The organism is Bacillus sp. S10(2024), assembly GCF_050473865.1.
Classification (GTDB): domain Bacteria; phylum Bacillota; class Bacilli; order Bacillales; family Bacillaceae_G; genus Bacillus_A.
The window spans coordinates 4,517,177-4,543,893 of the sequence record NZ_JBFLUR010000002.1; the positions used below are offsets into that span (position 1 = coordinate 4,517,177).

Here is a 26,717-nt window from a genome sequence, read left to right on the forward strand (position 1 = left end):
CAATCAAGGGGGATAACATATTATGATTCGTGTGGCAATTAATGGGTTTGGACGTATTGGGAGAATGGTGTTTCGTCAGGCAGTAAAAGAAAGCGCATTCGAAATTGTAGCGATTAATGCGAGCTATCCATCAGAAACGTTAGCACATTTAATTAAATATGATACAGTTCACGGTAAATTTGATGGTACAGTAGAAGCGTTTGAAGATCATTTATTAGTAGATGGTAAAATGATTCGCCTTTTAAACAACCGCGATCCAAAAGAATTGCCTTGGAAAGAACTAGGGGTAGACATTGTAATTGAAGCAACAGGTAAGTTTAATTCTAAAGAAAAAGCAAGTCTTCATGTAGAAGCTGGTGCGAAAAACGTTATTTTAACTGCGCCAGGAAAAGATGAAGATGTTACAATTGTTGTTGGTGTAAATGACGACCAACTTGATATTACAAAACATATCGTTATTTCAAATGCATCTTGCACAACAAACTGTTTAGCGCCTGTTGTAAAGGTGTTAGATGAGCAGTTTGGAATTGAAAACGGTTTAATGACAACAGTTCATGCATACACAAATGACCAAAAAAATATTGATAATCCACATAAAGATTTACGTAGAGCACGTGCATGTGGCCAATCTATCATTCCAACAACGACAGGTGCTGCGAAAGCGTTAGCAAAAGTTCTTCCGCATTTAAATGGAAAACTTCATGGTATGGCACTTCGCGTTCCGACGCCAAATGTATCTCTTGTTGACCTAGTTGTAGATGTAAAACGCGACGTAACAGTGGAAGAGATTAATGAAGCATTTATGAATGTTGCGAATGGTGCATTAAAAGGAATTGTTGCATTTAGCGATGAACCGCTTGTTTCTATAGATTTTAATACAAATACGCATTCTGCAATCATTGATGGTTTATCCACAATGGTAATGGGTGATAGAAAAGTAAAAGTACTTGCTTGGTACGATAACGAATGGGGTTATTCTCGTCGTGTTGTAGATCTTGTAAAGCTTGTTGTAGATCAATTTGCGAAACAAGAAAACGTACAACATATTTAATAGATGAGAAAAGGGCAGGCGTTAGCCTGTCCTTTTTCTATTTATAATAGAAAAATATTACATATTTTTTCTGTGTAAATCACCTAGAACAGCTATGATTACTGTGGTTTCGGAGCTATTCTATTTTTTTAGAAAAATAAATGGGAAAATGTCATTTGAAAAAATAAAAAACTGTTGTTGCAAAATAAAAATAAACAAAGTATACTAACATTCGTAAACTTAAGAGCTGAGGTGGTAGTCACTGCTTAAAGGGTTAGGACCTCTCTGGACTAACTTTCCCCCGTGGTAGTGGAGCAAGCCAAATTGCAAATTAGTTTTCAATTCGAACAGTTAAATTAAATTAACAAGGGGGAACTGTAGAATGGATACTATGGATACTATGGGTCGTCACGTAATCGCGGAACTTTGGGATTGCGATTTCGACAAGCTTAATGATATGCCTTATATTGAAAAATTATTTGTGGATGCAGCACTTCGAGCAGGCGCTGAAGTACGTGAGGTTGCTTTCCATAAATTTGCACCACAAGGTGTAAGCGGAGTTGTAATTATTTCTGAATCTCACTTAACAATTCATAGCTTTCCGGAGCATGGTTATGCAAGTATTGATGTATATACTTGTGGTGACCGCATTGATCCAAATGTTGCTGCAGAGTACATCGCTGAAGGTTTAGGCGCAAAAACGAGAGAGAGCATTGAACTTCCTCGCGGTACAGGTAGCTTCGAAATTAAGCAAAGAGAAACAAAAGCTCTTTAAAAAAGAAGATAATTGATTTAAAATGTAAAGAGGTGTATAATACACCTCTTTTTAGTTTTTTTTTATATCTATAATATAAGAAGAAATTTGTTTATACATAAGTATATTTGATTAAGTGTTTATAATATAGAAGAGAAAATTCTTGTTTATAATGTTTTAGTTTTGTTAAGATAAAATTAAATTGTAAAGGAGTGAATGGATTGCGTTGTCCATCCTGTTTTCACAATGGTACGAGAGTATTGGATTCACGTCCGGTTGACGAAGGGCGATCAATTCGCAGAAGAAGAGAGTGCGAAAGCTGTCTCAATCGATTTACAACATTTGAACGCGTCGAAGAGCCGCCGCTTATTGTTGTAAAGAAAGAAGGGACACGAGAAGAATTTAACAAAGAGAAAATTTTGCGTGGTTTAATTAAAGCGTGTGAAAAGCGACCTGTAACGTTAAAACAATTAGAAGAAATCACGCAACATGTAGAACGGGAATTGCGTAACTTAGGAATGTCAGAAGTAAAAAGCGATATGATTGGTGAAATGGTCATGGAAGCGCTTCGAGATATTGATGATGTTGCATATGTACGTTTTGCATCTGTTTACCGACAATTTAAAGATTTGAACGTATTTATTGAAGAGTTGAAAGATATTCTTCAAAAAGAACGAAAATAAAAGAGCTAGAAGCGTAAGCTATTAGCTCTTTTTTCACTCATAATGATAATAAGAATGGATGATAGAAAGGATTTGCAAGGATGGAAAGACAGTCATGGATGGAACTGTTGCCAATTGACCGTTATAAAGTAAGTGCAAGGGGGCTGCTCAGCAACTATGATCGTAAAGTGCTGACAATGTTATATCAACCGCTAATTGGTAGTAAAGCTTTTAGCCTATATATGACGTTGTGGGGCGAGTTAGAGCAGGAGCGTTTATTTGGAAAAGAAAATACACATCATTCTATTATGGTAACAATGCAGATGCAGCTCCCGGAGATTTATGAAGAACGTCTAAAGTTAGAGGCGATTGGGCTTTTAAATGTGTATGTGAAAAAAGAAAAAGATATTCGCATGTTTATTTATGAGTTACGGCCACCGCTTATGCCAAAGCAATTTTTTGATGATATTGTATTAAGTATTTTTTTATATAACCGCTTAAGCAAGGCGAAATATAATCAAGTGAAGCAATATTTCTTAGAAGAAGAATTTGACTTTGCTTCATATGAAAATGTAACACGATCTTTTAACGATGTGTTTGGTTCTTTTAATCCAGGACAAGTTGAGCATGCCAAGGAAGAACTGCTTATACCAAATGCAACTGTGATGCCGAGCAGAGCAGAGGGGAATGCGCCGCAAATTTGGAATGATTTCTTTGATTTTTCATTATTTGTAGAAGGATTATCCGCGCTTGTGCCGCGCAAAGCAATTACGGATCAGATGCGTGAATGTGTGATTATATTAGCTTACGTATACGGCATTGATCCGTTATCCATGCAAAATATTGTTCTTGGCGCTGTTACGGAGCATAATACAATTGATATGGAACGATTGCGAAAAGGTGCGCGTGATTGGTACCAATTTGAGAATGGACAGGCACTTCCTAAGTTCAGTGAGCGAACGCAGCCATTGCATGCACGGACAATGAAGGAGAAAGAACCGACAACACAAGAAGAGATGCTCATTAAACAGTTAGAGGAAATTTCACCAAGAGAGTTATTAAAAGAAATTTCGGGCGGGGCTGAACCGACGAAGGCTGATTTGCAAATTATTGAAGATGTGATGTTGAGTCAGAAATTAACGCCAGGTGTTGTAAATGTACTTATTTATTATGTAATGCTTCGTTCTGATATGAAGTTAGCGAAATCGTATGTAGAGAAAATTGCCGGACACTGGGCTCGTAAAAAAATTACAACCGTAACGGAAGCGATGGGACTTGCGAAAGAGGAAAATCGCCAATATCAAGAATGGGCAGAAACAAAGAAAAAAGGAAAGACAACGAAGAAAACGGTTCGTAAAGAACTTGTACCAGACTGGTTAAAGGAACAAACAGAAGATAGCAAACCATCACATCGTAGTGAAGAGCAAGGGAAATTAGAAGAAGAGCGTAAAAAGTTAGAGGAAGAGCTGAAAAAATATAAGCGAAACTAACAGAGGCGAGCTCCTTTTGAGGTGAAGAAATGGAACCAATTCAAAATACATTTGCGAAGTTAATGCAAAATGAAAATTTTAAGAATAGATATGAAGTATTAAAAGAAGAGGTAATGGCGCATCCGCGTGTGAAAGCATTTATAGAAGAACATCAAGGTGAAGTAACAACGTCGATGATTGAGCGCAGCCTTGTGAAGCTATATGAGTACATTGGACAGAGCGTTGGATGTAAAGATTGCCCAAACTTAGAATCATGTAAAAATATGATTCAAGGATACGAACCGAAGCTTATTATTCAAGGAAAGATGATTGATATTCAATATGATCGTTGCGTAAGAAAAGTGGCTTATGATGAACGGAAAAAGCATGAGAAATTGATTCAAAGTGTATATATGCCAAGCGATATTTTGCAAGCTTCGATGGAAAATTTAGATCCATCTGATTTAGAACCGCGTATTCAAGCGATTCGTGCTGCAAATGAATTTTTAAGTGAATATGAGGTAGGGAAAAAAGTGCAGGCACTCTATTTCTACGGATCATTTGGAGTAGGAAAAACATATCTTTTAGGGGCAATTGCTAATGAACTAGCACTGCGCAAAATTAGTTCTATGATTGTCTACTTACCAGAATTTTTGCGTGAAATTAAAAGTTCATTGCAAAATAATACGATTAGCGAAAAAATTGATGCGGTAAAGCGTGTTCCGGTACTTATGTTAGATGATATTGGAGCGGAAGCGATGTCGAGCTTTGTGCGCGATGATGTACTTGGAGCGATTTTACAATTCCGTATGCTGGAGAACTTACCGACGTTTTTCACATCTAACTTTGATTTCAAACAATTGGAGCATCATTTAACGTATACACAGCGCGGAGAAGAAGAAGAAATGAAAGCAGCTCGCATTATGGAGCGTATTAAATATTTAGCGAAGCCGATTCCTATTGGCGGGAAAAACCGTAGGCATACGTAAAGAGCAAGCAGTGAGCTTGCTCTTTTTTTTATCCTGCTATTCGTGGGCAGTAATACTCCCACCTCAAAATTAAGAGGAAATCGATGTCCAGTTCCAGTGGCTAGAATGTTCGGTGGCTTCGCTTCTTCGTACGAGGTAAAAAGCGCCTTTCCGCCTTGTGCGTGGGCGTCCTGCGATTCTGAGCGAGCCGCTTCCACTTTTCTTCAGAAGTTAGGTGGGAGATAAACTGCTGGCATGCGCCCGATTGGTGAGGGCTGATAATCAGTGGAGGATGAAGAAAACCCCCACTGATTAAAGTTTCACTTTATATTGTTTGTTTTCGTTCGAAAATAAGTTCGAAATATGCAGCTGATCCAGTTCCTGCTGTACTAGGAGCAAAAATTTGTACGAAGCGCCAATCTTCTTTAGCATGTTCTGTAATAATTGTTTGATAATCTTCTTTTGGTTTAGATGCCATTAGAGCGGATTTTAGTTCGACTTTTACAAATTTGTATTCGTACATATTGTATTGCTCCTTTTAAAATCTTTTTAGAAAATTATACAATGAAAATGGCCTGTGAATATAAAAAAATCATATTAGCTTGTATCATTTTTTGTCCATCCCCCTAATATATATGGAAATAGCAAGAATTATAAAAGGGGGGACAAAAGTGATTGAAATCTGCTTCGAAGAAAAAAATGATGCTATTGTTATATATAAAGAGCTTAAAAAAAGGACAGATCATATATATGAAGAAATAAGTATTTATTTGTACGAACAAATAGTAATTGTTCATATACCAATACAAGAGTCTCGATATATTGATAAGGTGGTCATTCCTGTATTTATACAATATATTATCAACACAAAACAAGATGAATGGATAAGTGCGATTTTAAAAGATAAATTTTATTATGAAGAGCGAGAAGAACGAAACCAAATTTTACATATGGCTCATTCTATTTTAAAAGGGAAACGAAAAGGATTAATTGATGCACCTTCGAAAGAAAGAGGGAGAGAATTGGTGCTTTCGTCTTTACAAGGTTGGATGCATGATACGATGTCTTTTTCGTTTGGAGCATATATTCGTTTTCGTTTGAGAAAGTATAATGAATTTTTATATCGAACGGCGGAGATGGCGATCGATGAATATAAGTTAGAACAAGAGTATCAAATGTTCGTAGAAACACTTCGCCAACAAGTAAGCAGCCGAAAATCACGTTTGTCTTGCTTGCATCTCGTGTTTAATGATAGTTGTATCTTTTATGATGAAAAGGGGCGACGTTTAAAAGAAGAAAAACTTGTTCAGTATATAGAGGAAGAATTACTCTCTCAAAAAGGTGTATATATTGATCCGAATGTTATGGCACCGCTTCTGTCAATCGCGCCTGAAAAAATTCATCTGTATGTGAAGGAACAAGATCATAATATGATTGTAACGATTCAAAATGTATTTCAAGAGAGAGTGCAGTTATATGCGCTTCATGAGTTTGAAAAGAATGTGACAAAATTTAAAAATAGAGGGAACGCTCTTGATTTTCTAAATTTTTGAGCATATAATTACGTACATACACGAGAATACATCAAAATGTTACGATGAGGACATGAGTAGTTATCTACGATTCGCAGAGAGAGAAGCCTTAGGGTGTGAGCTTCTTAATACGAGATTATTACTTACCACCTCTGAACTTCAGCAGTGAACGAATGTCTAGTAATTGCTGACGGCAAGTGCCGTTATCATGAACTTGAGCAGTTAACAATGTGTTAACTGGAACAAGGGTGGAACCGCGAATTCAACACTCGTCCCTTTTTATAGGGATGGGTGTTTTTTATTTTGACTATGAAAAAGGAGTGATTAAAGATGGCAGATGTAGTAAAAATTACATTTCCAGACGGAGCTGTGAAGGAATTTCCAAAAGGAACAACAACTGAAGATATTGCTGCTTCTATTAGCCCTGGCTTAAAGAAAAAAGCGATTGCAGGGAAATTAAATGAGGAAATGGTAGACTTACTTACACCGATTGAGCAAGATGGTGCAATTTCTATCATTACATTAGATTCTGAAGATGGGCTATACATTTTACGCCACTCAACAGCTCACTTATTAGCGCAAGCATTAAAGCGTTTATATAAAGATGTGAAGCTTGGAATTGGGCCTGTAATTGAAAACGGCTTCTACTATGATATCGATATGGAATACGCGATTACAGTTGAAGATTTCCCAAAAATCGAAAAAGAAATGCAAAAGATTGTGAACGAGAACTTAGAAATCGTTCGTCATGAAGTACCGCGTGCGGAAGCACTTCGTCGTTATGAAGAAATTGGCGATGAACTAAAATTAGAACTAATTAACGATCTTCCAGAAGATGCGGTTATTTCAATTTATGAACAAGGCGAATTCTTCGACCTTTGCCGCGGTATTCACCTTCCGTCTACAGGGAAAATTAAAGTGTTTAAATTGTTAAGCGTGGCAGGTGCTTACTGGCGCGGCGATAGCAACAACAAAATGTTACAACGTATTTACGGTACTGCATTCGTGAAAAAAGCAGAATTAGATGAGCACTTACGTATGCTTGAAGAAGCGAAAGAGCGTGACCATCGTAAATTAGGTAAAGAGTTAAAACTATTTACAAATAGCCAAAAAGTAGGACAAGGCTTACCGCTTTGGTTACCAAAAGGTGCAACAATCCGTCGTATTATTGAGCGTTACATTGTTGATAAAGAAGTAAGCTTAGGATATGACCACGTATATACTCCAGTATTAGGAAGCCGAGACCTTTATGAAACTTCTGGTCACTGGAATCACTACCGAGATGGCATGTTCCCATCAATGGAAATGGATAATGAAGAATTAGTACTTCGTCCGATGAACTGCCCTCACCATATGATGGTGTATAGAAACGATATCCACAGCTACCGTGAGTTACCAATCCGTATTGCGGAGCTTGGAACAATGCACCGTTATGAAATGTCTGGTGCTCTATCTGGATTACAGCGTGTTCGCGGGATGACTTTAAATGATGCGCACATTTTCGTACGCCCAGACCAAATTAAAGAAGAGTTCAAACGAGTTGTAAATTTAACTTTAGAGGTATACAAAGACTTCGATTTAGAAGATTATTCATTCCGTTTATCTTATCGTGATCCAGCAGATACTGAAAAGTACTATGATGACGATGAAATGTGGGGAAAAGCACAATCAATGTTAAAAGAAGCTATGGATGAAATGGGTCTTGAGTACTATGAAGCAGAAGGTGAAGCGGCATTCTACGGTCCGAAACTTGACGTGCAAGTTCGTACTGCGCTTGGAAAAGACGAAACACTTTCAACTATACAACTAGACTTCTTACTTCCAGAACGATTTGAGTTAACTTACATCGGTGAAGATGGTAAGCATCATCGCCCAGTTGTTATTCACCGCGGTGTTGTATCAACTATGGAACGCTTTGTTGCCTTCTTAATCGAAGAGTACAAAGGTGCATTCCCAACATGGTTAGCGCCGGTTCAAGTACAAGTAATTCCAGTTTCTCCGCAAGTACATTTAGACTACGCGAAGAAAGTACAAGAAGAATTACAACGTGCTGGCATTCGTGTTGAAGTGGATACTCGTGACGAGAAAATTGGTTACAAAATCCGCGAGGCGCAAATGCAAAAGATTCCGTATATGCTTGTAGTAGGTGACAATGAAGTTGCTGAAACTGGTGTAAACGTCCGTAAATACGGCGAACAAAAATCAGAAACAATCTCATTAGATGCTTTCGTTGACCTAATTAAAGTTGAAGGAAAACGATAAGAAAAAGTCGCGGCTTGCCCGCGGCTTTTTTGTGTACTTTGAATTGGTAATAAGAACCAGAGTTCGCTTTATATAAAAAACTGTTGCATGTATTCATTTTGTTTGTTACAATATTTTTTGTTGCTACTTAAGAAGTTTGACTTCTTGACACACAGCATGTCCTATGGTAAAATCATCAAGGATAATAGAATACGGATTTGTGGAACAAGTAGAAGCACCCGCTTCTCACCTGATTGACGCGAAAGCAGTTGGCAGGTAAGTATTTCTTACTAGAGATATTATAAGTGTGGGTGTCATATGCCCGCACTTTTTTGTTTGGGTTCTTCCTTCCCAAAACGTATTCCCATAAAACCTTGGAGGTGGCTTACTATTAGCAAGGACATGATGATTAACGAGCAAATTCGTGCACGTGAAGTACGTTTAGTTGGTGCAAATGGTGATCAACTTGGAATTAAGTCTCGTCAAGAAGCATTAGATATGGCTGCAAACGTAAATCTTGATCTAGTATTAGTTGCTCCAAATGCGAAACCACCAGTATGCCGTATTATGGACTACGGAAAATTCCGCTTTGAGCAACAAAAGAAAGAAAAAGAGCAGCGTAAAAATCAAAAAATCATTAGTATGAAAGAAGTTCGTTTAAGTCCAACAATTGATGAACATGACTTTAACACAAAACTTCGCAATGCTATTAAATTCTTAGAGAAAGGCGACAAAGTTAAAGCGTCTATTCGCTTTAAAGGTCGTGCTATTACTCATAAAGAAATCGGTCAACGTGTTTTAGATCGCTTCTCTGAAGCTTGTGCTGAAGTTAGTACAATTGAATCTAAGCCAAAAATGGAAGGACGCAGTATGTTCTTAGTTTTAGCACCGAAAAATGATAAGTAATAAATAGAGGAGGAAATCACTATGCCTAAACAGAAAACTCACCGCGGCGCTGCAAAGCGTTTCAAAAAAACAGGATCTGGTAAACTAAAGCGTTCTCACGCTTACACAAGCCACTTATTCGCTAACAAATCTACAAAAGCTAAACGTAAATTACGTAAAGCTGGTGTAGTAAGCGCTGGTGACTTCAAACGTATTCGTCAAATGCTTGACAACATGTAATTTATATTTTGTTCAGATAGATATCTAGGAGGGAAATAATATGCCAAGAGTAAAAGGTGGTACGGTTACTCGTAAACGTCGTAAAAAAATTATTAAATTAGCAAAAGGTTACTACGGTTCTAAACATACATTATACAAAGTTGCTAACCAACAAGTAATGAAATCTTTAATGTATGCATTCCGTGACCGTCGTCAAAAGAAACGTGACTTCCGTAAATTATGGATCACTCGTATTAACGCAGCTGCTCGTATGAACGGTCTTTCTTACAGCCGTTTAATGAACGGTCTTAAGCTTGCTGGTATCGAAGTAAACCGCAAAATGCTTGCTGACCTAGCTGTTTATGACGAAAAAGCTTTCGCTGAATTAGCAACAGCTGCTAAAACAGCTTTAAACAAGTAATTGATAATAAATCCTTAGGACATTGCTCCTAAGGATTTTTTTAATGTTTATTATTAAAGAATAAATCCTAATAGTCATAAAAAATTCAAAAAATATCCAAAATAGTTCCTCTTTGGTAAATGGGAATGCTTTAATATATAAATGAAAACTTTTTCCAAAAAGCGGGTTGAAGGAGGAATTCATTTGAAAGCGGCTGTTGTAAACCAATTCAAAGAACAATTAGAGGTTAAGGATGTACCAAAACCGAAAGCAGGTCCAAATCAAGTGCTTGTACATATTCAAGCATGCGGCGTCTGTCATACGGACTTACATGCAGCGCACGGTGATTGGCCGGTAAAGCCGAAGCTTCCATTAATTCCAGGTCATGAAGGTGTTGGTGTAATTGAAGAAGTTGGTGAAGGTGTTACACATTTAAAAGTTGGTGATCGTGTTGGGATTCCATGGCTATATTCGGCATGTGGGCATTGTGAATACTGTTTAACAGGAAGAGAAACACTTTGCTTAGATCAACATAACGCTGGTTATTCTGTTGATGGCGGCTATGCTGAATATTGCGTTGCGGCAGCGGATTATGTTATGCAAGTGCCTGAGAACTTAAGCTTTATTGACGCAGCACCACTGTTTTGTGCGGGTGTTACGACATATAAAGCGCTAAAAGTATCAGAGGCAAAACCTGGACAATGGGTTGCTATTTTTGGAATTGGTGGACTGGGACATTTAGCGGTACAATATGCAAAGGCAATGGGATTACACGTTGTAGCTGTGGATACAGTTGATGAAAAGCTTGAACTCGCAAAAGAATTAGGGGCAGATTTAGTAGTAAATCCATTAAAAGAGGATGCAGCACTATGGATTCATGAACAAGTAAATGGTGTACATGCTTCCATTTGTACAGCTGTGTCGAAGCCTGCATTTGACCAAGCTTACCGTGCCGTGCGCCGAGGCGGGGCATGTGTTGCAGTTGGTTTACCGCCGGAAATGATGGAAGTACCAATTTTTGATACAGTGTTAAATGCTATAAAGATTGTCGGTTCCATCGTTGGGACTCGTAAAGATTTACAAGAAGCATTGCAATTTGCAGCTGAAGGAAAAGTAAAAGTAATCATTGAAACGCGTCACCTTCATGAAATTAATGATGTATTTGCTGAAATGGAAGAAGGAAAGATTAATGGACGTGTTGTATTAGATATGACAAAATGAGAATAAAAGATTCAATAATATAGAAGAATAAACATAAAAAGTCGGAGAGGTTCTCTGGCTTTTTATGTTTATTTATCCCGCTATTGGAGGGCAGTAACACTCCCACTTCAAAATTCGGAGAAAGCATTGTTCAGTTCCAGTGGCTAGAATGTTCGGTGGCTTCGCTTCTTCCTACGAGGTAAAAAATACCTCTATGTCAGAAGTTCTATCCCCCTCACATTCTGGGCGAGCCACTTCCGCTTTTCTTAAGAAGTTAGGTGGAAGATAAACTGCTGGCATGCACCCGATTGGTGGAGGCTGATAATCAGTGGGGATGAAGAAAACCTCCACTGATTAAAGTTTCACTTTATATATACAAGGAAATTTAAAAAACAACATAAAAACCCTTTTCTTTTTCGGGAGGACGAGAGTATCTGGCCGTGTATAGAAGTGATCAGTGCCACATGCGAGGTTTCAAACAAAGGAAGACAGCAAGTGCAGATCATGTTGTGTTGTACTTTGCATAGCAACAACTTATATATCGGAAAACAAAAATAGATATATATGAAATATGCTGTGAAAAGGGTGTTTGACTTCAGATAATCTTATCTTTCCACACGAAAGTGACACTGTTATAATGTAAGAATATAACTTGGTTATTTGTTCATATTTACCAATAGAATGGAGCAATATCGAGTGAGTTTATTCGATATTGAAGGAGGAGTACGTTTTGGATTTACTACAATTATTTAAATTACAAAAAGAATTAGATGATCGTATTACGGAAGAACATAATTTAGAACCGAAAAAATTATTAAAAGAAAAAATGCTAGCACTTCTTGTGGAAATTGGTGAACTTGCAAATGAAACACGCTGCTTTAAATATTGGAGTAACAAGCCAGCATCTGAGCGTCAAGTTGTACTAGAAGAATACGTAGATGGGCTGCATTTTATTTTATCTATTGGAATCGATTTAGGAATTGATAAAAATTTCTTGTTTTATAAATGTGCACTAACAAATAAAACGCAAGTAGAAATCTTCTTAGATGTATATGCGAAAGCAATTCGCTTTAATGAGCAGCCGTCTATTACAAATTACATTGAATTGTTTACAAGCTATCTTCGTTTAGGACAAGCGCTTGATTTTGGACAAGAAGAGATTGAGAAAGCATACTTAGATAAAAATGAAGTGAATCATCAACGTCAAACAGAAGGGTATTGATGAAATTTTTTGAATATTATTTTCCGCTCTTGTATAATTGAAGAGGTGAAGAAAAAGGAGGACATTGTCCAATGACAAAATTAGATGCGACATTGACGATGCTAAAAGAATTAACAGATGCACGCGGGATTGCTGGAAATGAACGTGAGCCTCGTGAAGTAATGAAGAAATATATCGCACCGTTTGCTGATGAAGTATCAACAGATAACTTAGGAAGCTTAGTTGCGAAAAAAATTGGTGACGGCAATGGTCCAAAAATTATGGTAGCAGGTCATTTAGATGAAGTCGGTTTTATGATTACGCAAATTGATGATAAAGGTTTCTTACGCTTTCAAACAGTTGGCGGCTGGTGGTCACAAGTTATGTTAGCACAGCGCGTAACAATTGTTACGAACAAAGGTGATGTAACGGGTGTCATTGGTTCAAAACCACCGCACATTTTACCGGCTGAAGTTCGTAAAAAACCAGTTGATATTAAAGATATGTTTATTGATATTGGTGCTTCTAGTAAAGAAGAAGCGTTGGAGTGGGGCATACGCCCAGGAGATCAAGTTGTACCATATTTCGAATTCCAAGTAATGAAAAATGAAAAAATGTTACTTGCGAAAGCATGGGACAACCGCATTGGCTGCGCAATTGCAATCGATGTTTTAAAACAATTAAAAGATGAAAAACATCCAAACATTGTATACGGTGTTGGAACTGTACAAGAAGAGGTAGGTCTTCGCGGAGCGAAAACATCTGCACATTATATTCAACCTGATATCGCATTTGCAGTAGATGTTGGAATCGCTGGTGATACACCAGGAGTAAGCGAAAAAGAAGCGCAAGGAAAAATGGGTGATGGCCCGCAAATTATTTTATATGATGCATCTATCGTTGGACATAAAGGTCTTCGTGACTTCGTTGTTAACGTAGCAGATGAATTAAATATTCCGTATCAATACGATGCACTTCCTGGCGGCGGAACAGATGCAGGAGCAATTCATATTTCCGTGGACGGTATTCCAGCGATGGCAATTACAATTGCAACTCGCTATATTCATTCTCATGCGGCAATGTTGCATCGTGACGACTATGAAAACACAGTGAAGTTAATTGTAGAAGTTGTGAAACGTCTTGATAATGAGGCTGTACATAACATTACATTTGATTAATAGAAAAAAGAGCGAGAGGATATGCCTTTCGCTCTTTTTTATTTAAGTGGCTCCTCTAATCCAGCTGCTGTATAGGGACCTAAAATGATTAAACGAGCTAGCTGTAAGGCCATATAATGAGGTGTATATGGCATATTTTGTTTAAGCCATGAAATGATCATTCCTAAATGTGCACCTGATACATAACTAATGAGGATATCACGTGGTACAACTAATTTATCATCATTAGGTTGTGAAACCGAAAGGCTAAGAAGTAAGTTCGTTTGAATTGCTTTCATCATTCGAGAGGAAAACTTCGGAATCCCATTCTCCCCAAGCATCACTTGATAAAAGAAAGCATTCTCAGCAATATGACTAAACAAAGATAGAAAGACAGGATGAGGAGTATCAAGGGTAAGTTTAAACTCACTCTTATCTAATTTTTTCGGCTTGAGAATGTCTGATAATGTTGTTAACTTTTCTTCAATGCTTTTGTCTAGTAGATCATATTTGTCATAATAATGACTATAAAAGGTTGCACGGTTGACAGTTGCCTTTTCAGCAATATCCTGAACGGTAATGCTATTGAAACTTTTTTCATGTATTAAAGATATAAGGGCATCACGTATTGCTTGTCTCGTTCGTTTTACGCGTGGATCGTTTGAGTTTTTAATAGACATTTTCGTTCTCCTTGCTGAATTTTATTCACTTAACCAACATATGTTTAGTAAAGTGTTGGTTAAACAACATACATAATCAAATTGTCGGTTGTAGATTCAAAATAATTATTTATAATTATAAACGATATTCCTTTAGAAAACAGCACCACTTGCATGCAGACGAAAAACTGTTTTGTCATGCAAAAGGTGTGATTTTTTTGGTTAATTGTTAATATAATTAACAATTAAAGAGTATAAACAAAAGGGGTATTAATAGTTTAGAAAAAAATTATATGCGATATAAGGAGAGGAAAGCAATGAATCAGTTTCGAAGAATGATAATTATCAACATTATCACATTAATTGTATTAGTTGGTGGCGGTATTGGCGGTTATTACTACTACAATCAATCTCAAAATTATTTAAAAACGGATAATGCAAAAATCGATGGGAAAATAATTCCAATCGCATCACCAGTAGCAGGGAAGTTAACTGAATGGAAAGCTGAAGCAGGTAAGAATTACAATGAAAACGATAAATTAGGTACTGTTTCTACAGTAGGACCAAATGGTGAGCAAACGGTGGATGTAACAATTCCGAAAAGTGCAACAGTTGTTCAATCAAATGCAACAACAAATGCTTTTGTTGGAGCAGGTAGTCCAATTGCGTATGCATATGATATGAATGATTTATGGGTAACAGCAAATATTGAAGAAACAGATATTGATAGTGTACACAAAAGTCAAGAAGTAGACGTGTATGTAGATGCATATCCTGATACAACGTTAACAGGAAAAGTAGAACAAGTTGGTTTAACAACAGCAAACACGTTCTCTATGCTACCATCAAGCAATGCAACAGCAAACTATACAAAAGTAACACAAGTTGTACCAGTTAAAGTTTCTTTAGATCATAGCAAATCAGTAAATATTGTTCCTGGAATGAATGTGACAGTTCGTATTCATAAGTAAGAGGGGGAAGATAAAATGTCCTCAGGTTTAATTGTAGGATATGCATTATTTTGTATTATTGTCTTCTTCCTTGTAAATCGTCTTTTAAGAAAGAAAAAAACGAACGTGGGAGAAGAACAAGTCCCAGCCGTAAGTAAGATAGAAGCAAAGCAATCAAGGCAAGAAGCTTCAAATGTCGTGGAATTAGAAACACCAAAAAAAGAAGTAGCAGAACAAGAAATACCGAAAATTACAAAAGAAGAACAAAAAAAAGAATCAAAAAAGCAATTGCCAGTAGAAAATGTAAATGTAAAGGCAGTTGTAGCAGTATTAATTCTCGGTATGTTCGTGTCGATTTTAAACCAAACAGTCATTAATGTTGCTTTGCCGGCATTAATGAATGAATTTAACGTATCTACTTCAACGGCACAATGGTTAACAACAGGATTTATGCTTGTAAATGGCATTTTAGTGCCAATTAGTGCGTTTTTAGTTTCTCGGTTTACGTATCGTAAACTATTTGTAGCAGCGATGTTGTTCTTCACAGTAGGTTCTATTATTTGTGCTGTATCTGGAAGCTTCACGATGATGATGACAGGACGCGTGACTCAAGCAGTTGGTGCAGGGATTCTAATGCCAGTTGGTATGAATATTTTCATGACTTTATTCCCGCCTCATAAGCGCGGAGCAGCGATGGGGTTACTTGGGGTAGCAATGATTTTAGCGCCAGCTATTGGACCAACTATAACAGGTTGGGTTATTCAAAATTACAATTGGAACTTAATTTTCTATGCGATGTTTTTCATTGGTTTATTTGTCACATTGCTATCTGTAAAATTCTTTACACTTGCTCAGCCAGTTTCTAACACAAAGTTAGATATATTTGGCGTTATTAGTTCAAGTATTGGGCTTGGTAGCTTACTGTATGGATTTAGTGAAGCGGGAAATAAGGGCTGGAGCAGTGCAGAAGTTGTGATTTCACTTATCATTGGTGTAATTGGTATAGCGTTATTTATTTGGAGAGAGATGACGACGGATAATAAGATGCTTGATTTACAAGTATTTAAATATCCAACGTTTACTTTCACATTATTAATTAACGCAATTGTAACGATGGCACTCTTTGGAGGTATGTTATTACTTCCTGTCTATCTGCAAAATATTCGCGGCTTTACGCCAATTGAATCTGGTTTGTTGCTTCTTCCAGGATCATTAATTATGGGGATCATGGGACCAATTGCAGGTAAGCTATTTGATAAACATGGTATTCGTCCATTAGCGATATTTGGATTAGCTATTACGACATTTGCAACATATGAATTTACTAAGTTAACAATGGATACACCATATAGCGTCATTATGACGGATTATATTATACGTTCATTTGGTATGGCATTCATTATGATGCCAATTATGACAGCGGGTATGAACGCATTGCCGATGAAATTAATTTCTCACGGTACAGCAACGCAAAATACATCAAGACAAGTAGCAGGTTCAATTGGTACAGCGATCTTAATTACAATTATGACGCAGCAAACAACAGCACACGTAGCAGATTACGGAAATATGCTAACAAAAACAAACCCAATTTTAGTTGATAAAGTACATGGAATGGGGCAAAACTTAGCAGCGGTTGCCGGATCAGCACAAGCTGGAGATGCGATGAGCTCGCAATTATTATTCGGACAAATTTCGAAACTGTCTGCGATTAACGGTATTAATGATGCTTTCTTAATTGCAACAATATTAGCGGGCATTGCCTGGGTATTATCATTCTTCTTACCATCAGGCAATAAGCCAAATCGAAAAGCAGAGAATTGATTTCTCTGCTTTTTTTCATTTTGATATTAAAATAGAGGTTTAATCATAGGGATTATTATTGGCTCTTTTCTCGGAAAGCTGTTAACGGGGATTATTTATGGCATAGTATTTGGCATTTGTTTTTATGAAATATTTAGAAGAAAAAAGATGAATTAAGGCTAATGCAAAATAAAAAGTCACGTATGATGAGATGGCATACATGACTTTTTTCTTATTTGAGATTCAGCTTAATGAGGATTAGACATGATTTGGTAGAAAGTTACCCCAAGGACACCAACAGAAATCATGATAATCCCCATAAGAAGGATACTCATAATTTTATTGCGCATTCCACTTATGCTAGCTAACGCGCCAGCTAAAGGAAAGATGCTCCAGTACATAGTAGTTGGGATAGGAATAAGTCGTTCCATATCAATCCCTATTCCCCAGAGAATAAAAGGTGTAGTTACAAGTGAGAAACAAACCAGTCCTGCGATAATAACAATGACCTTTCGGTGCTTCACTCCTGTGATTATTAAAAATATGCCTCCAATAATTCCGGAGAATACTAGGACTGGCATGAATAAAATCCAAAGAAAGACTCCCGCATTTTCCATATAAACATATCTCCTATAATTAGTGTTGTTTTACAACAATAGTTACATTTTATACTAAATATCTTATTGTGGATATGTTTTGTGTAAAAAAATCCATTTATAGGGGTTTTCAACTAGAACATGTTCTAAAAGTTAAAACGCCATTATGTAACCATAATGGCGTTTTGTTCAGTACAAGAAGGAACATGTATTAATTGTGATGTGAAGAAGGATAGCTGGAATAATAGAATTCGTTTGTTGTTCTATATGTATATGTGTTTGCAAAGTTATACTCCTTTTTAATAATAGTTAGTTGATTTAGTGTAATCGGTATATACTCCCTACTCCCTTGTTTATGATAAAAACGCGAGCGTATTATTCATCATATGAAATAACATAGCAGGAATAATAGAGTTCGTTTTTTTATATACTACAGCCATAAACATGCCCATCATAAAAGCACTAACCATAACACCTAGAGAATATGTATGGGCAATTCCGAAGATGAAGCTTGAGCTAAGTGCGGCTATCCAAAATGGAAAACGCTGCTGGAAAAATTGAAGAATGATTCCGCGGAAAATAAGTTCTTCAAAAATAGGGACGAAAATCGCACTTCCTAAAATTAGTAGAATTTTATATTGATTTAAAGTTTCTAAGTTTAAAGCTAAATCTTGTTCTTGCGTTGCATGAGGAAATATCTTAGAAATTACAAATACATTTATAGCAATGCTAAGCGCGAAGAAAAGAAATAAGTATACATATGTACGAACTTTTTGGAGCGCTTGAAAATTGAAAACAGGTAATAATAGTTTTTTTAAGGGTTCGTATTTAAAAATAAACAATAATAAAATGAGCAGTTGTAATAAAGCACTTCCGGTTGTTCCAAGTGAGCTATAAAGGGCACTCGTTTTTTTGTTCGAAATACTTTCGCTGTAAATCATAAACGGAAGAGCTATAAATAAGCCGCTTATGATATTCGTCCCCAAAAAAGCAAATGAAACAGAACCAATAAATTTTCCCCATGATAAAGAATGATTTTGATCGTATGTGAGTTGTACAGAATGCTGCATATATCGAATCCTTTCTATTGTTTATATATAAAATTATACATATTTGGATGAAATGTTCCAGGAGATAATGTTACATAATAGTTCGAAATTTCGCAATCAAAGTAAAAATCACCTTAGCCTTTACTAAGGTGATCTGTGTATAGTTATTGATTAACAGATTTGCTCTGCTTTTTTATTGGTAGAAATATGAGCATGGGACACTGATTGTTGAACTTGTAATTCACGATCTACCATCTCATCTAATCGCTGGATTGCTTGCAATGCTTTTTCATAAGAAATTGTTCGATAGTGATGTGCCCCGCCCGGTTCTTCATCGGCTTCGTCTGCCCATTTAATAATATTTTGGAGAGGTGTTCTCTCAAGAGTTTGTTCTAGTAGAAAAGAATCAGTGTGCAGAAGAATGGCAACAGAAATATCCTTTGCTTGTTTTGGGTGTTCTCCTAATCGAATTAGCAATTTATGAGCTCTTTCCGCTCCTTTAATCGCATGTATATCATTTTTCTTGTACCATTCATAGTCCCATTGTCCGTTTTGATACCATGTGTGGTGTCCTATATCATGAAGAAAACCAGCCTTTGTTGCCGCATCGACTGAGGCGTGATGCTTTTTGGCTAAGTGAAACGCATGGTAAGCGACGGCAATCGCGTGAACCATTCCAGCACGGTTTACATACTTTTGGGTAATATGATGTTTGAAAATTTGTTCAAGTGTAACACGGCGCATAAAGTATCCACTCCTTTTATTCATTGCTGTATATGGTAGAAAAAATAATAGCTATAAAGATATTTTGAATATTTTACTCCATCATATTGTGTTAGTAAAGAAATTTATGAAAGGTTGTTCAATTGTCTATTTCAAAGAGAGTTACTCTATCATATAAATATAGTAACTCTATAAAGAAAGGAGTTAAATGTATGGCCCTTCTAACTAACTGTACTACATGTACGCCTCCTGCGGGTTCAACACCTATTCTCACTGTAGATATTCCTGGTGGACTTGCTATTAATCTATTGGGTATTCATATTGAAGCTTGCCCAATCTGTCTTACAGTATTCACTGGTGGCGGAACATTAACTGCTGAACAGCAAGCTATTGCAAACAACCTTGTGCAAGCTGTTAATAATTTGATTCCGAATATCCCGAATGTTCAAAAGTGAATAGGTGTATAATTATTTTGAAAAGTCTTCCATTTTTCTCCAGAAGGCTTTTTGGTGAATAGCATTAGAGACGAGGCAATATGTATTGCCTCGTCTCTAAGGAAATTCCCTATCGTTTTAATCCTTGCTCTAGCGTCGCTAACATTTCATGTTTTTCTTGTTCATCAGCAGTTTTCCAAATGACTTCGAATAACACGCCAAGGCCTGGAAGCATTTTTTCTTCTCCGCTTTGAATCGCATCGACAATTGTTTCTTGTAATTGGTCTTGTGTATTTCCTGATACGTTGGCTAATACAGCACCGCGTAAATTAAAGTTCATCATGCTCACCTCTTTTTAGGAATGGAAACTGACGTTAGTTTTTGTTCTTTTTTATGTAAATATGTATGAAAAATGGGCTATAATGAGAAGACAAGAAGAGAGGGAAATACATATTATGAAAAACATTGATTCAGTACAAAATCCACGCGTAAAGCAGTGGAAGAAGCTGCAAACGAAAAAAGAGCGCGATAAAAAAGGATTATTTTTTGTAGAGGGATTCCATTTAGTAGAGGAAGCTTTAAAAGCAGGTGTTGCAACAGAGCTAATCGTCTCAGATCAGACAGACCTTCCGAAAGATTGGACGGTTGCTGAGGTAGAAATGTATATCGTGTCTGAAGCGGTTGTGAAAATGTTATGTGAAACAGAAACGACGCAAGGAGTATTTGCTGTTTGTGAGAAACATGAAAAAGAAATCGCTCTTACAAATGGGAAGTTTCTACTATTAGACGGCTTGCAAGACCCAGGGAATTTAGGGACAATTATTCGTACCGCAGATGCCGCTGGACTTGACGCTGTTATTCTTGGAGAAGGGTGCGTCGATGTATATAACAGTAAAGTATTACGTTCTACGCAAGGATCTGTATTCCATTTACCAATTGTAAAAGGAAACTTAGAAGAATGGGTAGACAAGTTAACTGAAAAGAACGTTCCTGTATACGGAACAGCTCTTGAAAACGGGGTTCCATACGGTGAAGTAGTGCCGTCAGGAAGCTTTGCATTAATTGTAGGTAACGAAGGAAACGGCGTTCGCCAAGAGCTTCTTGCGAAATGTAATCAAAACTTATACATTCCGATTTACGGAGGAGCAGAATCATTAAATGTTGCGGTTGCAGCAGGTATTTTAACGTATTATTTACAAACTCCGGTTGCGAATCGCTAAAAAACTTCTTATAATAGGTGGAAGTGAAATATTAAAAAACGATGATAGAGAAGAGTAGCTTGCAAAATCGCCATTTAGGGAGAGAATGTCATAGACTGAAAGCATTCTTATGGTAGACGGAAGTGAATTCACCTCTGGAGTTGACGCCAGGACCATTGTTATGTAAAGGCGTTCCGGTTTAACAAACCGTTATAACGAATTAAGTGGGCAGACTCGTTCTGTCAATTTAGGGTGGTACCGCGAATTTACCTCGTCCCTTTTTAGGGAGCGAGGTTTTTTTATTTTTAAAATTAGGAGGGTTCCAAATGGAAGCACGTTTAAAAGAGCTAAAGCAAGAAGCGTTAGAGCTTATTGAAAAAGCGAAAGAGCTAAAGGGCTTAAACGATGTACGCGTTGCGTATTTAGGAAAAAAAGGCCCAATTACAGAAGTACTGCGCGGCATGGGGAAATTATCTCCAGAAGAGCGCCCGCGTATGGGAGCTTTAGTAAATGAAGTGCGCGAAGCAATTCAAACGCGTTTAGAAGAAAAAGTTAATCATTTAGAAAAAGCAGTAATTGAAGCAAAATTAGCATCTGAAACAATTGATGTAACATTACCAGGACGTCCCGTAAATACAGGTTGCCACCATCCGTTAACAGCAGTTGTAGAGCAAATTGAAGATTTATTTATCGGTATGGGATATGAAGTTGCTGAAGGCCCTGAAGTAGAAAAGGACTACTACAACTTCGAAGCGTTAAACTTACCGAAAGATCACCCAGCACGCGATATGCAAGATTCTTTCTACATTACAGAAGAAATGTTACTTCGTACACATACATCTTCTGTACAAGCGAGAACGATGGAGAAGAATACAGAAAAAGGTCCAATCAAAATTATTTGTCCTGGTAAAGTATATCGCCGCGATGATGATGATGCGACGCACTCTCACCAGTTCATGCAAATTGAAGGTCTTGTAATCGATAAAAACATTCGTATGAGTGACTTAAAAGGAACATTACAAGCATTCGCGAAGAAGATGTTCGGTGAAGATCGTGAAATTCGCCTTCGTCCAAGTTTCTTCCCATTCACAGAGCCATCTGTTGAGATGGATATTTCTTGTATGATGTGTCATGGCAAAGGTTGCGGCACTTGTAAGGGAACTGGTTGGATCGAAATTTTAGGTGCAGGTATGGTTCATCCAAACGTTCTTGAAATGGCTGGCTATGATTCAAAAGAATATCAAGGCTTCGCATTCGGTATGGGTGCAGAGCGTATTGCGATGTTAAAGTACGGCATTGATGACATTCGTCATTTCTATACAAACGATGTACGTTTCTTACAACAATTCAAACGAGCGTAAGGGAAGGAGAGAGAAAGAATGTTCGTATCATATCGTTGGTTACAAGAGTATGTAGATATTAAAGACGTAACAGCACAAGAATTAGCTGATAAAATTACGAAAAGCGGTATTGAAGTAGAAGGCGTGGAAGTATTAAATAAAGGCGTAAAAGGTGTTGTAGTTGGTCATGTATTAGAGTGTGAAAAACACCCGGAAGCTGATAAGTTAAGCAAATGTTTAATCGACATCGGCGAAGAAGAGCCAGTTCAAATCATTTGCGGTGCTCCTAACATTGCAAAAGGTTTAAAAGTACCAGTTGCAAAAGTTGGTGCTGTTCTTCCTGGTAACTTCAAAATTAAAAAAGCGAAACTACGCGGCGAAGCTTCTCACGGTATGGTTTGTTCCTTGCAAGAGCTTGGCATTGATGCAAAATTAGTATCAAAAGACTATGCAGAAGGTATTTTCATTTTCTCAAGTGATGTAGAAGTTGGTGCAGATGCACTTGAAATCTTAAACTTACATGATGAAGTACTTGAACTTGGTTTAACGCCAAACCGTGCGGATTGCTTAAACATGTTAGGTGTTGCATATGAAGTAGCAGCAATTTACGGCCGTGAAGTGAAACTTCCAGCAGCAGACTTACAAGAAGTTGCAGAAAAAACTTCTGATTATATTTCTGTAAGTGTAGAAGCAACAGAACAAAATCCATTATACATTGCGAAAATGGTGAAAGACGTAAAGGTTGGTCCATCACCAATCTGGATGCAAACGCGCCTAATGGCAGCGGGCATACGTCCAATTAGCAACGTAGTTGATATTACAAACTATATTTTAATTGAATACGGTCAACCGTTACATGCATTTGACTATGATAAATTAGGTTCAAAAGAAATCGTTGTTCGTCTTGCACAGGAAGGCGAGAAAATGACAACATTAGACGATCAAGAGCGTACATTGCAAGCGCATCACCTTGTGATCACAAACGGTACAAAACCATTAGCGGTTGCCGGTGTAATGGGCGGAGCAAACTCTGAAGTAGATAACGATACAGTAAACGTATTAATTGAGTCTGCATATTTCGCAGGTCAAACAGTGCGCCGCACATCAAAAGACTTAGGTCTTCGTAGCGAATCAAGTGCTCGTTTTGAAAAAGGAATCGATCCAACACGTACATTCGAAGCGATTCAACATGCAGCAGCGTTAATGGCAAAATATGCTGGCGGCGAAGCGTTAGAAGGCGTTGTAGAAGTTGATCACTTACAAGTAGAAGAGCGTACAGTATCTGTTACAGTTGAAAAAATTAATCGTGTATTAGGTACAGAGATCTCCGCTGGTCAAGTGAATACAATTTTCACAAACTTAAAGTTTCCGTTCACAGAAGTAGAAGGAACATTCCATGTGAGTGTACCAGCACGTCGTCCTGATATTACAATTCCAGAGGATTTAGTAGAAGAGGTAGGTCGTTTATACGGATACGACCATATTCCTTCAACATTACCAACTGGTACAATTACACGTGGTAAATTAACAGCAGCGCAAACAAAGCGTCGTAAAGTACGACGTTATTTAGAAGGCGCTGGTTTATATGAAGCAATTACGTATTCATTAACTAGTGCTGAAAAAGCAAAACAATATATGGTGGAGTCAAACGAAAAAACACCTGTGAACCTTGCACTTCCAATGAGTGAAGAGCGTAGCCAGCTTCGTTTAAGTTTAGTACCACAATTATTAGAAGCGGTAACATATAACAACGCTCGTAAAGTAGATAACGTTGCGTTATACGAAGTAGGATCTGTATTCTTACCAACAGTTGAAGGCGAACTTCCAAAAGAAGAACAACATCTTGCGGGTGTAATGACAGGGCTTGCTCTTCATCATCAATGGCAAGGTGAGAAGAAGGTTGTTGACTTCTTCGTGATGAAAGGTGTATTAGAAGGATTATTTGACGTACTTGGCGTTGCGAAGAATATCACGTATGTACCAACAAAACGTGAAGGTATGCACCCAGGACGTACGGCTGACATTGTACTCGACGGCGAAGTCATTGGGTTCATCGGTCAAATACACCCAGAAGCACAAAAACAATTAGATGTAAAAGAAACGTATGTATTCGAATTATCTCTTGCGAAAGTATTCGCAGCAGATGCAGAAGAAATATACTACACAACAATTCCGCGCTTCCCATCTATGACACGCGATATGGCTGTTGTTGTAGCAAAAGAAGTAAAAGCAGGCGAAATGAAGCAAGTAATTGCTAAAGCAGGCGGAGAACTTCTAAAAGAAGTAACATTATTCGACTTATACGAAGGCGAAAAAATGGAAGAAGGCAAAAAATCACTTGCATTCTCTATGAATTACTTCGACCCAGAACGTACATTGACAGATGAAGAAGTAACAGAAGCACATAGCCGTGTATTAGCAGCGGTAGAAGAGAAATTTGGTGCGGAGTTACGTAAATAATAAAAAAGCAGCCTTGCGGCTGCTTTTTTTGTTGCGTTTTATAGTTAAAATTCCGCTGAAAACTTGATTATGCATACGGTGAAGGGGCGGTTGCATTTTTGGAAAAAGGAACGCCATTTACAGTGCCTGAAGCTGTAAGAGTTATATCCCCAGGTCCAAAAGCAGTGACAGTAGTGTAAAAAAACCCGTCTGCATCTGTAAAAACAATGGTTGGAGAAACATTTGCTGAACCAGATACCGTGAGAAAAACTGGGATGCCTGCAAATCCGGTACCATTGACTAATAACCGATCTGGTACAGGTGCGCTATCATCTTCACTTGGAAAACTGAATTCAAGATCTACTTCTATACTAGTAATTGTTAGTCTTTTCACACAAACTTTGATGATTTCTTTTTCTTTGAATGTAAACGCAACCCGCTGTTCATTTATAACACCAAAGTTTTGTTCTTGAGCAGAAACTTCGCTAAAAATAGCCACGCCAGTCACTTCAAAAATATCACCTTCATTTGCATCTTCGCGATCAATGACACATTGAAATGGGATATCGTCTACAATTTGAAAATTGGGAACTAGAGTGCCGTTATCTAAAACAGCTGTATAGGTGAGAGTTGTATGAATGGCTCCGGAAATAACAAGCCTTTCCGGGAGTACCTTTTCAACATGTGCTTCAACTGTTCTCGTAAAAGTAACGGTATTTTTAAGTGCTGGGGGGACAAGTTGTGTAGTGTGTTCGACGAAAACTTGGCAACAAGTTGTTGGGTTAGCGAGGGGACAAACCATTACATATTCCTCCTTGTTTTTTTAGGATATACTCTGTTCATCTATTATAAAATAGCTACTTGAACAGGGGACCACCTTCTCTAGTATAGATATATGAAATATATACGAATTTTGTATAGGAATGTATCTTAGACAAGGTTCCCATTTTATGTTTTTTCATTTAATCCATAAGGAGTTTCATTCTGAGAAATTTATAACTTGGAATTTAGAGGCTAACGTGAGCTATATATTTTAAATTTTTGACGCAGAGCACAACATGACTACTACTTACTTTCTCCTTATTTTTTAAACTTTGCATGTGGCAGGAAAAGGATCTAACCACCTCTATGCATGGCCAGATGCTCTCGCCTGCCTAAAAAAAGAGGGTTTTTATGTCAACTTTTAATTTGTATTTATAGGTTTGCTAGGTAATTATTTGTACGGAAATTTTTATAATATCTTTCTCTATTAAATTGAAAGCAAGGGTGTGCATATACAATTCAGGATTATTTGATTGTCCTAAATTAACTTCTTGGGAGAAAACCTCACTGAGTATTTTCTGTTCGGTGATGTCAAATTGGTTGTTTTCTTTAATAGCTGTAGATTCTATAAGACATTGGAAGGGAACATCATCTTGAATACTATAATTCGGGACTTCTTCGTTATGAATGACGGCTGTATAAGTAATCGTTTTACGGATAAAGCCAATGATGACAACAACTTCGGAACAAATCTTTTCAATATTAGCAAGTATTTGTTTATCTACTGTTATGGTTCCTTGTTTCGCAGGGGGAACTAACTGAATTTTATGTTCGACAATTTGTCTGCAACACATAATTTGGGGTTCGGGTGATTGTATTGGTTTTTGAATTTTAGTGTTTTTTGATAAAGCTGTTGTTTGCATCCTAGAAAGTTTTGATGAACCGATACAAGGAAAAAAAGGCGTGTTTGTATCAGATTCTTTTTTATGATAGCGATACATGTATGTTTCCTCACTTTTTTGTTGGTGTATAGTGTAGAATATGT

27 protein-coding genes and 3 other annotated features are annotated in these 26,717 nt (G+C 37.3%); of the genes, 19 read left to right on the forward strand and 8 right to left on the reverse strand.

The features are described 5' to 3' along the window. The first annotated feature begins 22 nt into the window (after positions 1–22). The 5 genes from AB1280_RS22970 (at position 23) to dnaI (ending at position 4,904) form a co-directional block, all read left to right on the forward strand. Positions 23–1,051 carry a glyceraldehyde-3-phosphate dehydrogenase gene (locus AB1280_RS22970; protein ID WP_272186533.1) on the forward strand — a complete coding sequence of 343 codons (1,029 nt, stop codon included), beginning with the start codon at positions 23–25 and terminating at the stop codon, positions 1,049–1,051. A gap of 370 nt (positions 1,052–1,421) precedes the next feature. Next, positions 1,422–1,805, forward strand: a complete 384-nt coding sequence (gene speD / locus AB1280_RS22975) for an adenosylmethionine decarboxylase (RefSeq protein WP_170857660.1) — start codon at positions 1,422–1,424, stop codon at positions 1,803–1,805. A 200-nt stretch (positions 1,806–2,005) separates the two neighbouring features. Continuing rightward, positions 2,006–2,467: a transcriptional regulator NrdR gene (nrdR, locus tag AB1280_RS22980; protein WP_090916416.1), complete on the forward strand. Its 462-nt coding sequence runs from the start codon at positions 2,006–2,008 to the stop codon at positions 2,465–2,467. Between the two features lie 80 nt (positions 2,468–2,547). Next, positions 2,548–3,936 carry a replication initiation and membrane attachment family protein gene (locus AB1280_RS22985; protein ID WP_272186534.1) on the forward strand — a complete coding sequence of 463 codons (1,389 nt, stop codon included), beginning with the start codon at positions 2,548–2,550 and terminating at the stop codon, positions 3,934–3,936. 29 nt (positions 3,937–3,965) lie between these two features. After that, complete coding sequence (gene dnaI, locus AB1280_RS22990; RefSeq protein ID WP_429757123.1) at positions 3,966–4,904, forward strand: primosomal protein DnaI; 939 nt, start codon at positions 3,966–3,968, stop codon at positions 4,902–4,904. A 304-nt stretch (positions 4,905–5,208) separates the two neighbouring features. On the opposite strand, the gene AB1280_RS22995 is transcribed toward dnaI, so the two are convergent. Beyond that, entirely contained in the window at positions 5,209–5,406 is a 198-nt protein-coding gene (locus AB1280_RS22995) for a DUF4177 domain-containing protein (protein WP_429757124.1), read from the reverse strand. 148 nt (positions 5,407–5,554) lie between these two features. Here AB1280_RS22995 and ytxC point away from each other — a divergent pair, with 148 nt between their 5' ends. The 8 genes from ytxC (at position 5,555) to AB1280_RS23035 (ending at position 13,739) form a co-directional block, all read left to right on the forward strand. Further along, positions 5,555–6,436, forward strand: coding sequence for a putative sporulation protein YtxC (ytxC, locus tag AB1280_RS23000; RefSeq protein ID WP_272186537.1), 882 nt, complete (start codon positions 5,555–5,557; stop codon positions 6,434–6,436). A 32-nt stretch (positions 6,437–6,468) separates the two neighbouring features. After that, positions 6,469–6,695, forward strand: a binding site (T-box leader). Positions 6,696–6,745: 50 nt separating this feature from the next. Then, positions 6,746–8,677 carry a threonine--tRNA ligase gene (gene thrS / locus AB1280_RS23005; protein WP_429757125.1) on the forward strand — a complete coding sequence of 644 codons (1,932 nt, stop codon included), beginning with the start codon at positions 6,746–6,748 and terminating at the stop codon, positions 8,675–8,677. A 200-nt stretch (positions 8,678–8,877) separates the two neighbouring features. After that, positions 8,878–8,996, forward strand: a sequence feature (ribosomal protein L20 leader region). 62 nt (positions 8,997–9,058) lie between these two features. Beyond that, on the forward strand, positions 9,059–9,562 hold the full coding sequence (gene infC, locus AB1280_RS23010; RefSeq protein ID WP_020060081.1) for a translation initiation factor IF-3: 504 nt from the start codon (positions 9,059–9,061) through the stop codon (positions 9,560–9,562). 21 nt (positions 9,563–9,583) lie between these two features. Beyond that, on the forward strand, positions 9,584–9,781 hold the full coding sequence (gene rpmI, locus AB1280_RS23015; protein ID WP_020060080.1) for a 50S ribosomal protein L35: 198 nt from the start codon (positions 9,584–9,586) through the stop codon (positions 9,779–9,781). A 40-nt stretch (positions 9,782–9,821) separates the two neighbouring features. Beyond that, positions 9,822–10,181, forward strand: a complete 360-nt coding sequence (rplT, locus tag AB1280_RS23020) for a 50S ribosomal protein L20 (RefSeq protein WP_230573755.1) — start codon at positions 9,822–9,824, stop codon at positions 10,179–10,181. A gap of 183 nt (positions 10,182–10,364) precedes the next feature. Then, positions 10,365–11,381 (forward strand): alcohol dehydrogenase AdhP, encoded by a 1,017-nt coding sequence (gene adhP / locus AB1280_RS23025; protein WP_429757126.1) that lies wholly within the window; start codon positions 10,365–10,367, stop codon positions 11,379–11,381. A gap of 709 nt (positions 11,382–12,090) precedes the next feature. After that, a complete protein-coding gene (locus AB1280_RS23030) occupies positions 12,091–12,582 on the forward strand; it encodes a dUTP diphosphatase (protein WP_272186540.1) in 492 nt (163 codons plus the stop codon). A gap of 71 nt (positions 12,583–12,653) precedes the next feature. Further along, entirely contained in the window at positions 12,654–13,739 is a 1,086-nt protein-coding gene (locus AB1280_RS23035) for a M42 family metallopeptidase (protein ID WP_429757127.1), read from the forward strand. Between the two features lie 38 nt (positions 13,740–13,777). Here AB1280_RS23035 and AB1280_RS23040 read toward each other — a convergent pair whose 3' ends face one another. After that, positions 13,778–14,398 (reverse strand): TetR/AcrR family transcriptional regulator, encoded by a 621-nt coding sequence (locus AB1280_RS23040; protein ID WP_272186542.1) that lies wholly within the window; start codon positions 14,396–14,398, stop codon positions 13,778–13,780. A 296-nt stretch (positions 14,399–14,694) separates the two neighbouring features. Here AB1280_RS23040 and AB1280_RS23045 point away from each other — a divergent pair, with 296 nt between their 5' ends. Beyond that, positions 14,695–15,348: an HlyD family secretion protein gene (locus AB1280_RS23045; protein ID WP_272186543.1), complete on the forward strand. Its 654-nt coding sequence runs from the start codon at positions 14,695–14,697 to the stop codon at positions 15,346–15,348. A gap of 15 nt (positions 15,349–15,363) precedes the next feature. Then, entirely contained in the window at positions 15,364–17,151 is a 1,788-nt protein-coding gene (locus AB1280_RS23050; RefSeq protein ID WP_429757128.1) for a DHA2 family efflux MFS transporter permease subunit, read from the forward strand. A 227-nt stretch (positions 17,152–17,378) separates the two neighbouring features. On the opposite strand, the gene AB1280_RS23055 is transcribed toward AB1280_RS23050, so the two are convergent. The 3 genes from AB1280_RS23055 to AB1280_RS23065 form a co-directional block, all read right to left on the reverse strand. Continuing rightward, positions 17,379–17,747 carry an ammonia permease gene (locus AB1280_RS23055; protein WP_429757129.1) on the reverse strand — a complete coding sequence of 123 codons (369 nt, stop codon included), beginning with the start codon at positions 17,745–17,747 and terminating at the stop codon, positions 17,379–17,381. A 332-nt stretch (positions 17,748–18,079) separates the two neighbouring features. Next, positions 18,080–18,796, reverse strand: coding sequence for a CPBP family intramembrane glutamic endopeptidase (locus AB1280_RS23060; RefSeq protein ID WP_429757130.1), 717 nt, complete (start codon positions 18,794–18,796; stop codon positions 18,080–18,082). Positions 18,797–18,946: 150 nt separating this feature from the next. Then, positions 18,947–19,519: an HD domain-containing protein gene (locus AB1280_RS23065; RefSeq protein WP_429757131.1), complete on the reverse strand. Its 573-nt coding sequence runs from the start codon at positions 19,517–19,519 to the stop codon at positions 18,947–18,949. A 191-nt stretch (positions 19,520–19,710) separates the two neighbouring features. On the opposite strand from AB1280_RS23065, the gene AB1280_RS23070 reads away from it, so the two are divergent. Then, on the forward strand, positions 19,711–19,953 hold the full coding sequence (locus tag AB1280_RS23070; RefSeq protein ID WP_272186547.1) for a hypothetical protein: 243 nt from the start codon (positions 19,711–19,713) through the stop codon (positions 19,951–19,953). A 109-nt stretch (positions 19,954–20,062) separates the two neighbouring features. Here AB1280_RS23070 and sspI read toward each other — a convergent pair whose 3' ends face one another. Then, complete coding sequence (gene sspI / locus AB1280_RS23075) at positions 20,063–20,272, reverse strand: small acid-soluble spore protein SspI (protein WP_272186548.1); 210 nt, start codon at positions 20,270–20,272, stop codon at positions 20,063–20,065. Positions 20,273–20,354: 82 nt separating this feature from the next. Here sspI and AB1280_RS23080 point away from each other — a divergent pair, with 82 nt between their 5' ends. The 3 genes from AB1280_RS23080 (at position 20,355) to pheT (ending at position 24,931) form a co-directional block, all read left to right on the forward strand. Then, complete coding sequence (locus AB1280_RS23080; protein ID WP_429757132.1) at positions 20,355–21,152, forward strand: TrmH family RNA methyltransferase; 798 nt, start codon at positions 20,355–20,357, stop codon at positions 21,150–21,152. 32 nt (positions 21,153–21,184) lie between these two features. Then, positions 21,185–21,413, forward strand: a binding site (T-box leader). Between the two features lie 44 nt (positions 21,414–21,457). Then, positions 21,458–22,492 (forward strand): phenylalanine--tRNA ligase subunit alpha, encoded by a 1,035-nt coding sequence (gene pheS, locus AB1280_RS23085; protein WP_272186549.1) that lies wholly within the window; start codon positions 21,458–21,460, stop codon positions 22,490–22,492. A gap of 18 nt (positions 22,493–22,510) precedes the next feature. Next, the gene (gene pheT / locus AB1280_RS23090) at positions 22,511–24,931 is read left to right on the forward strand and encodes a phenylalanine--tRNA ligase subunit beta (protein WP_272186550.1); all 2,421 of its coding nucleotides are present in this window, start codon (positions 22,511–22,513) and stop codon (positions 24,929–24,931) included. 67 nt (positions 24,932–24,998) lie between these two features. Here the strand turns inward: pheT and AB1280_RS23095 are convergent, their stop codons facing one another. Continuing rightward, positions 24,999–25,712: a hypothetical protein gene (locus tag AB1280_RS23095; protein ID WP_429757133.1), complete on the reverse strand. Its 714-nt coding sequence runs from the start codon at positions 25,710–25,712 to the stop codon at positions 24,999–25,001. A gap of 403 nt (positions 25,713–26,115) precedes the next feature. After that, entirely contained in the window at positions 26,116–26,673 is a 558-nt protein-coding gene (locus AB1280_RS23100; protein ID WP_429757134.1) for a hypothetical protein, read from the reverse strand. Positions 26,674–26,717: the final 44 nt, after the last annotated feature.

What these genes read in the sequence shown, in the direction of transcription:
- rplT (WP_230573755.1), top strand. Translation starts at nt 9,822, where the DNA reads ATGCCAAGAGTAAAAGGTGGTACGGTTACTCGTAAACGTCGTAAAAAA.
- AB1280_RS23055 (WP_429757129.1), bottom strand. Translation starts at nt 17,747, where the DNA reads ATGGAAAATGCGGGAGTCTTTCTTTGGATTTTATTCATGCCAGTCCTA.
- sspI (WP_272186548.1), bottom strand. Translation starts at nt 20,272, where the DNA reads ATGAACTTTAATTTACGCGGTGCTGTATTAGCCAACGTATCAGGAAAT.
- AB1280_RS23035 (WP_429757127.1), top strand. Translation starts at nt 12,654, where the DNA reads ATGACAAAATTAGATGCGACATTGACGATGCTAAAAGAATTAACAGAT.
- infC (WP_020060081.1), top strand. Translation starts at nt 9,059, where the DNA reads ATGATGATTAACGAGCAAATTCGTGCACGTGAAGTACGTTTAGTTGGT.
- AB1280_RS23100 (WP_429757134.1), bottom strand. Translation starts at nt 26,673, where the DNA reads ATGTATCGCTATCATAAAAAAGAATCTGATACAAACACGCCTTTTTTT.
- AB1280_RS23080 (WP_429757132.1), top strand. Translation starts at nt 20,355, where the DNA reads ATGAGAAGACAAGAAGAGAGGGAAATACATATTATGAAAAACATTGAT.
- speD (WP_170857660.1), top strand. Translation starts at nt 1,422, where the DNA reads ATGGATACTATGGGTCGTCACGTAATCGCGGAACTTTGGGATTGCGAT.
- pheT (WP_272186550.1), top strand. Translation starts at nt 22,511, where the DNA reads ATGTTCGTATCATATCGTTGGTTACAAGAGTATGTAGATATTAAAGAC.
- AB1280_RS23060 (WP_429757130.1), bottom strand. Translation starts at nt 18,796, where the DNA reads ATGCAGCATTCTGTACAACTCACATACGATCAAAATCATTCTTTATCA.
- AB1280_RS23040 (WP_272186542.1), bottom strand. Translation starts at nt 14,398, where the DNA reads ATGTCTATTAAAAACTCAAACGATCCACGCGTAAAACGAACGAGACAA.
- pheS (WP_272186549.1), top strand. Translation starts at nt 21,458, where the DNA reads ATGGAAGCACGTTTAAAAGAGCTAAAGCAAGAAGCGTTAGAGCTTATT.
- AB1280_RS23050 (WP_429757128.1), top strand. Translation starts at nt 15,364, where the DNA reads ATGTCCTCAGGTTTAATTGTAGGATATGCATTATTTTGTATTATTGTC.
- thrS (WP_429757125.1), top strand. Translation starts at nt 6,746, where the DNA reads ATGGCAGATGTAGTAAAAATTACATTTCCAGACGGAGCTGTGAAGGAA.
- AB1280_RS23070 (WP_272186547.1), top strand. Translation starts at nt 19,711, where the DNA reads ATGGCCCTTCTAACTAACTGTACTACATGTACGCCTCCTGCGGGTTCA.
- AB1280_RS22970 (WP_272186533.1), top strand. Translation starts at nt 23, where the DNA reads ATGATTCGTGTGGCAATTAATGGGTTTGGACGTATTGGGAGAATGGTG.
- dnaI (WP_429757123.1), top strand. Translation starts at nt 3,966, where the DNA reads ATGGAACCAATTCAAAATACATTTGCGAAGTTAATGCAAAATGAAAAT.
- rpmI (WP_020060080.1), top strand. Translation starts at nt 9,584, where the DNA reads ATGCCTAAACAGAAAACTCACCGCGGCGCTGCAAAGCGTTTCAAAAAA.
- AB1280_RS23045 (WP_272186543.1), top strand. Translation starts at nt 14,695, where the DNA reads ATGAATCAGTTTCGAAGAATGATAATTATCAACATTATCACATTAATT.
- AB1280_RS22985 (WP_272186534.1), top strand. Translation starts at nt 2,548, where the DNA reads ATGGAAAGACAGTCATGGATGGAACTGTTGCCAATTGACCGTTATAAA.
- AB1280_RS23065 (WP_429757131.1), bottom strand. Translation starts at nt 19,519, where the DNA reads ATGCGCCGTGTTACACTTGAACAAATTTTCAAACATCATATTACCCAA.
- AB1280_RS22995 (WP_429757124.1), bottom strand. Translation starts at nt 5,406, where the DNA reads ATGTACGAATACAAATTTGTAAAAGTCGAACTAAAATCCGCTCTAATG.
- AB1280_RS23095 (WP_429757133.1), bottom strand. Translation starts at nt 25,712, where the DNA reads ATGGTTTGTCCCCTCGCTAACCCAACAACTTGTTGCCAAGTTTTCGTC.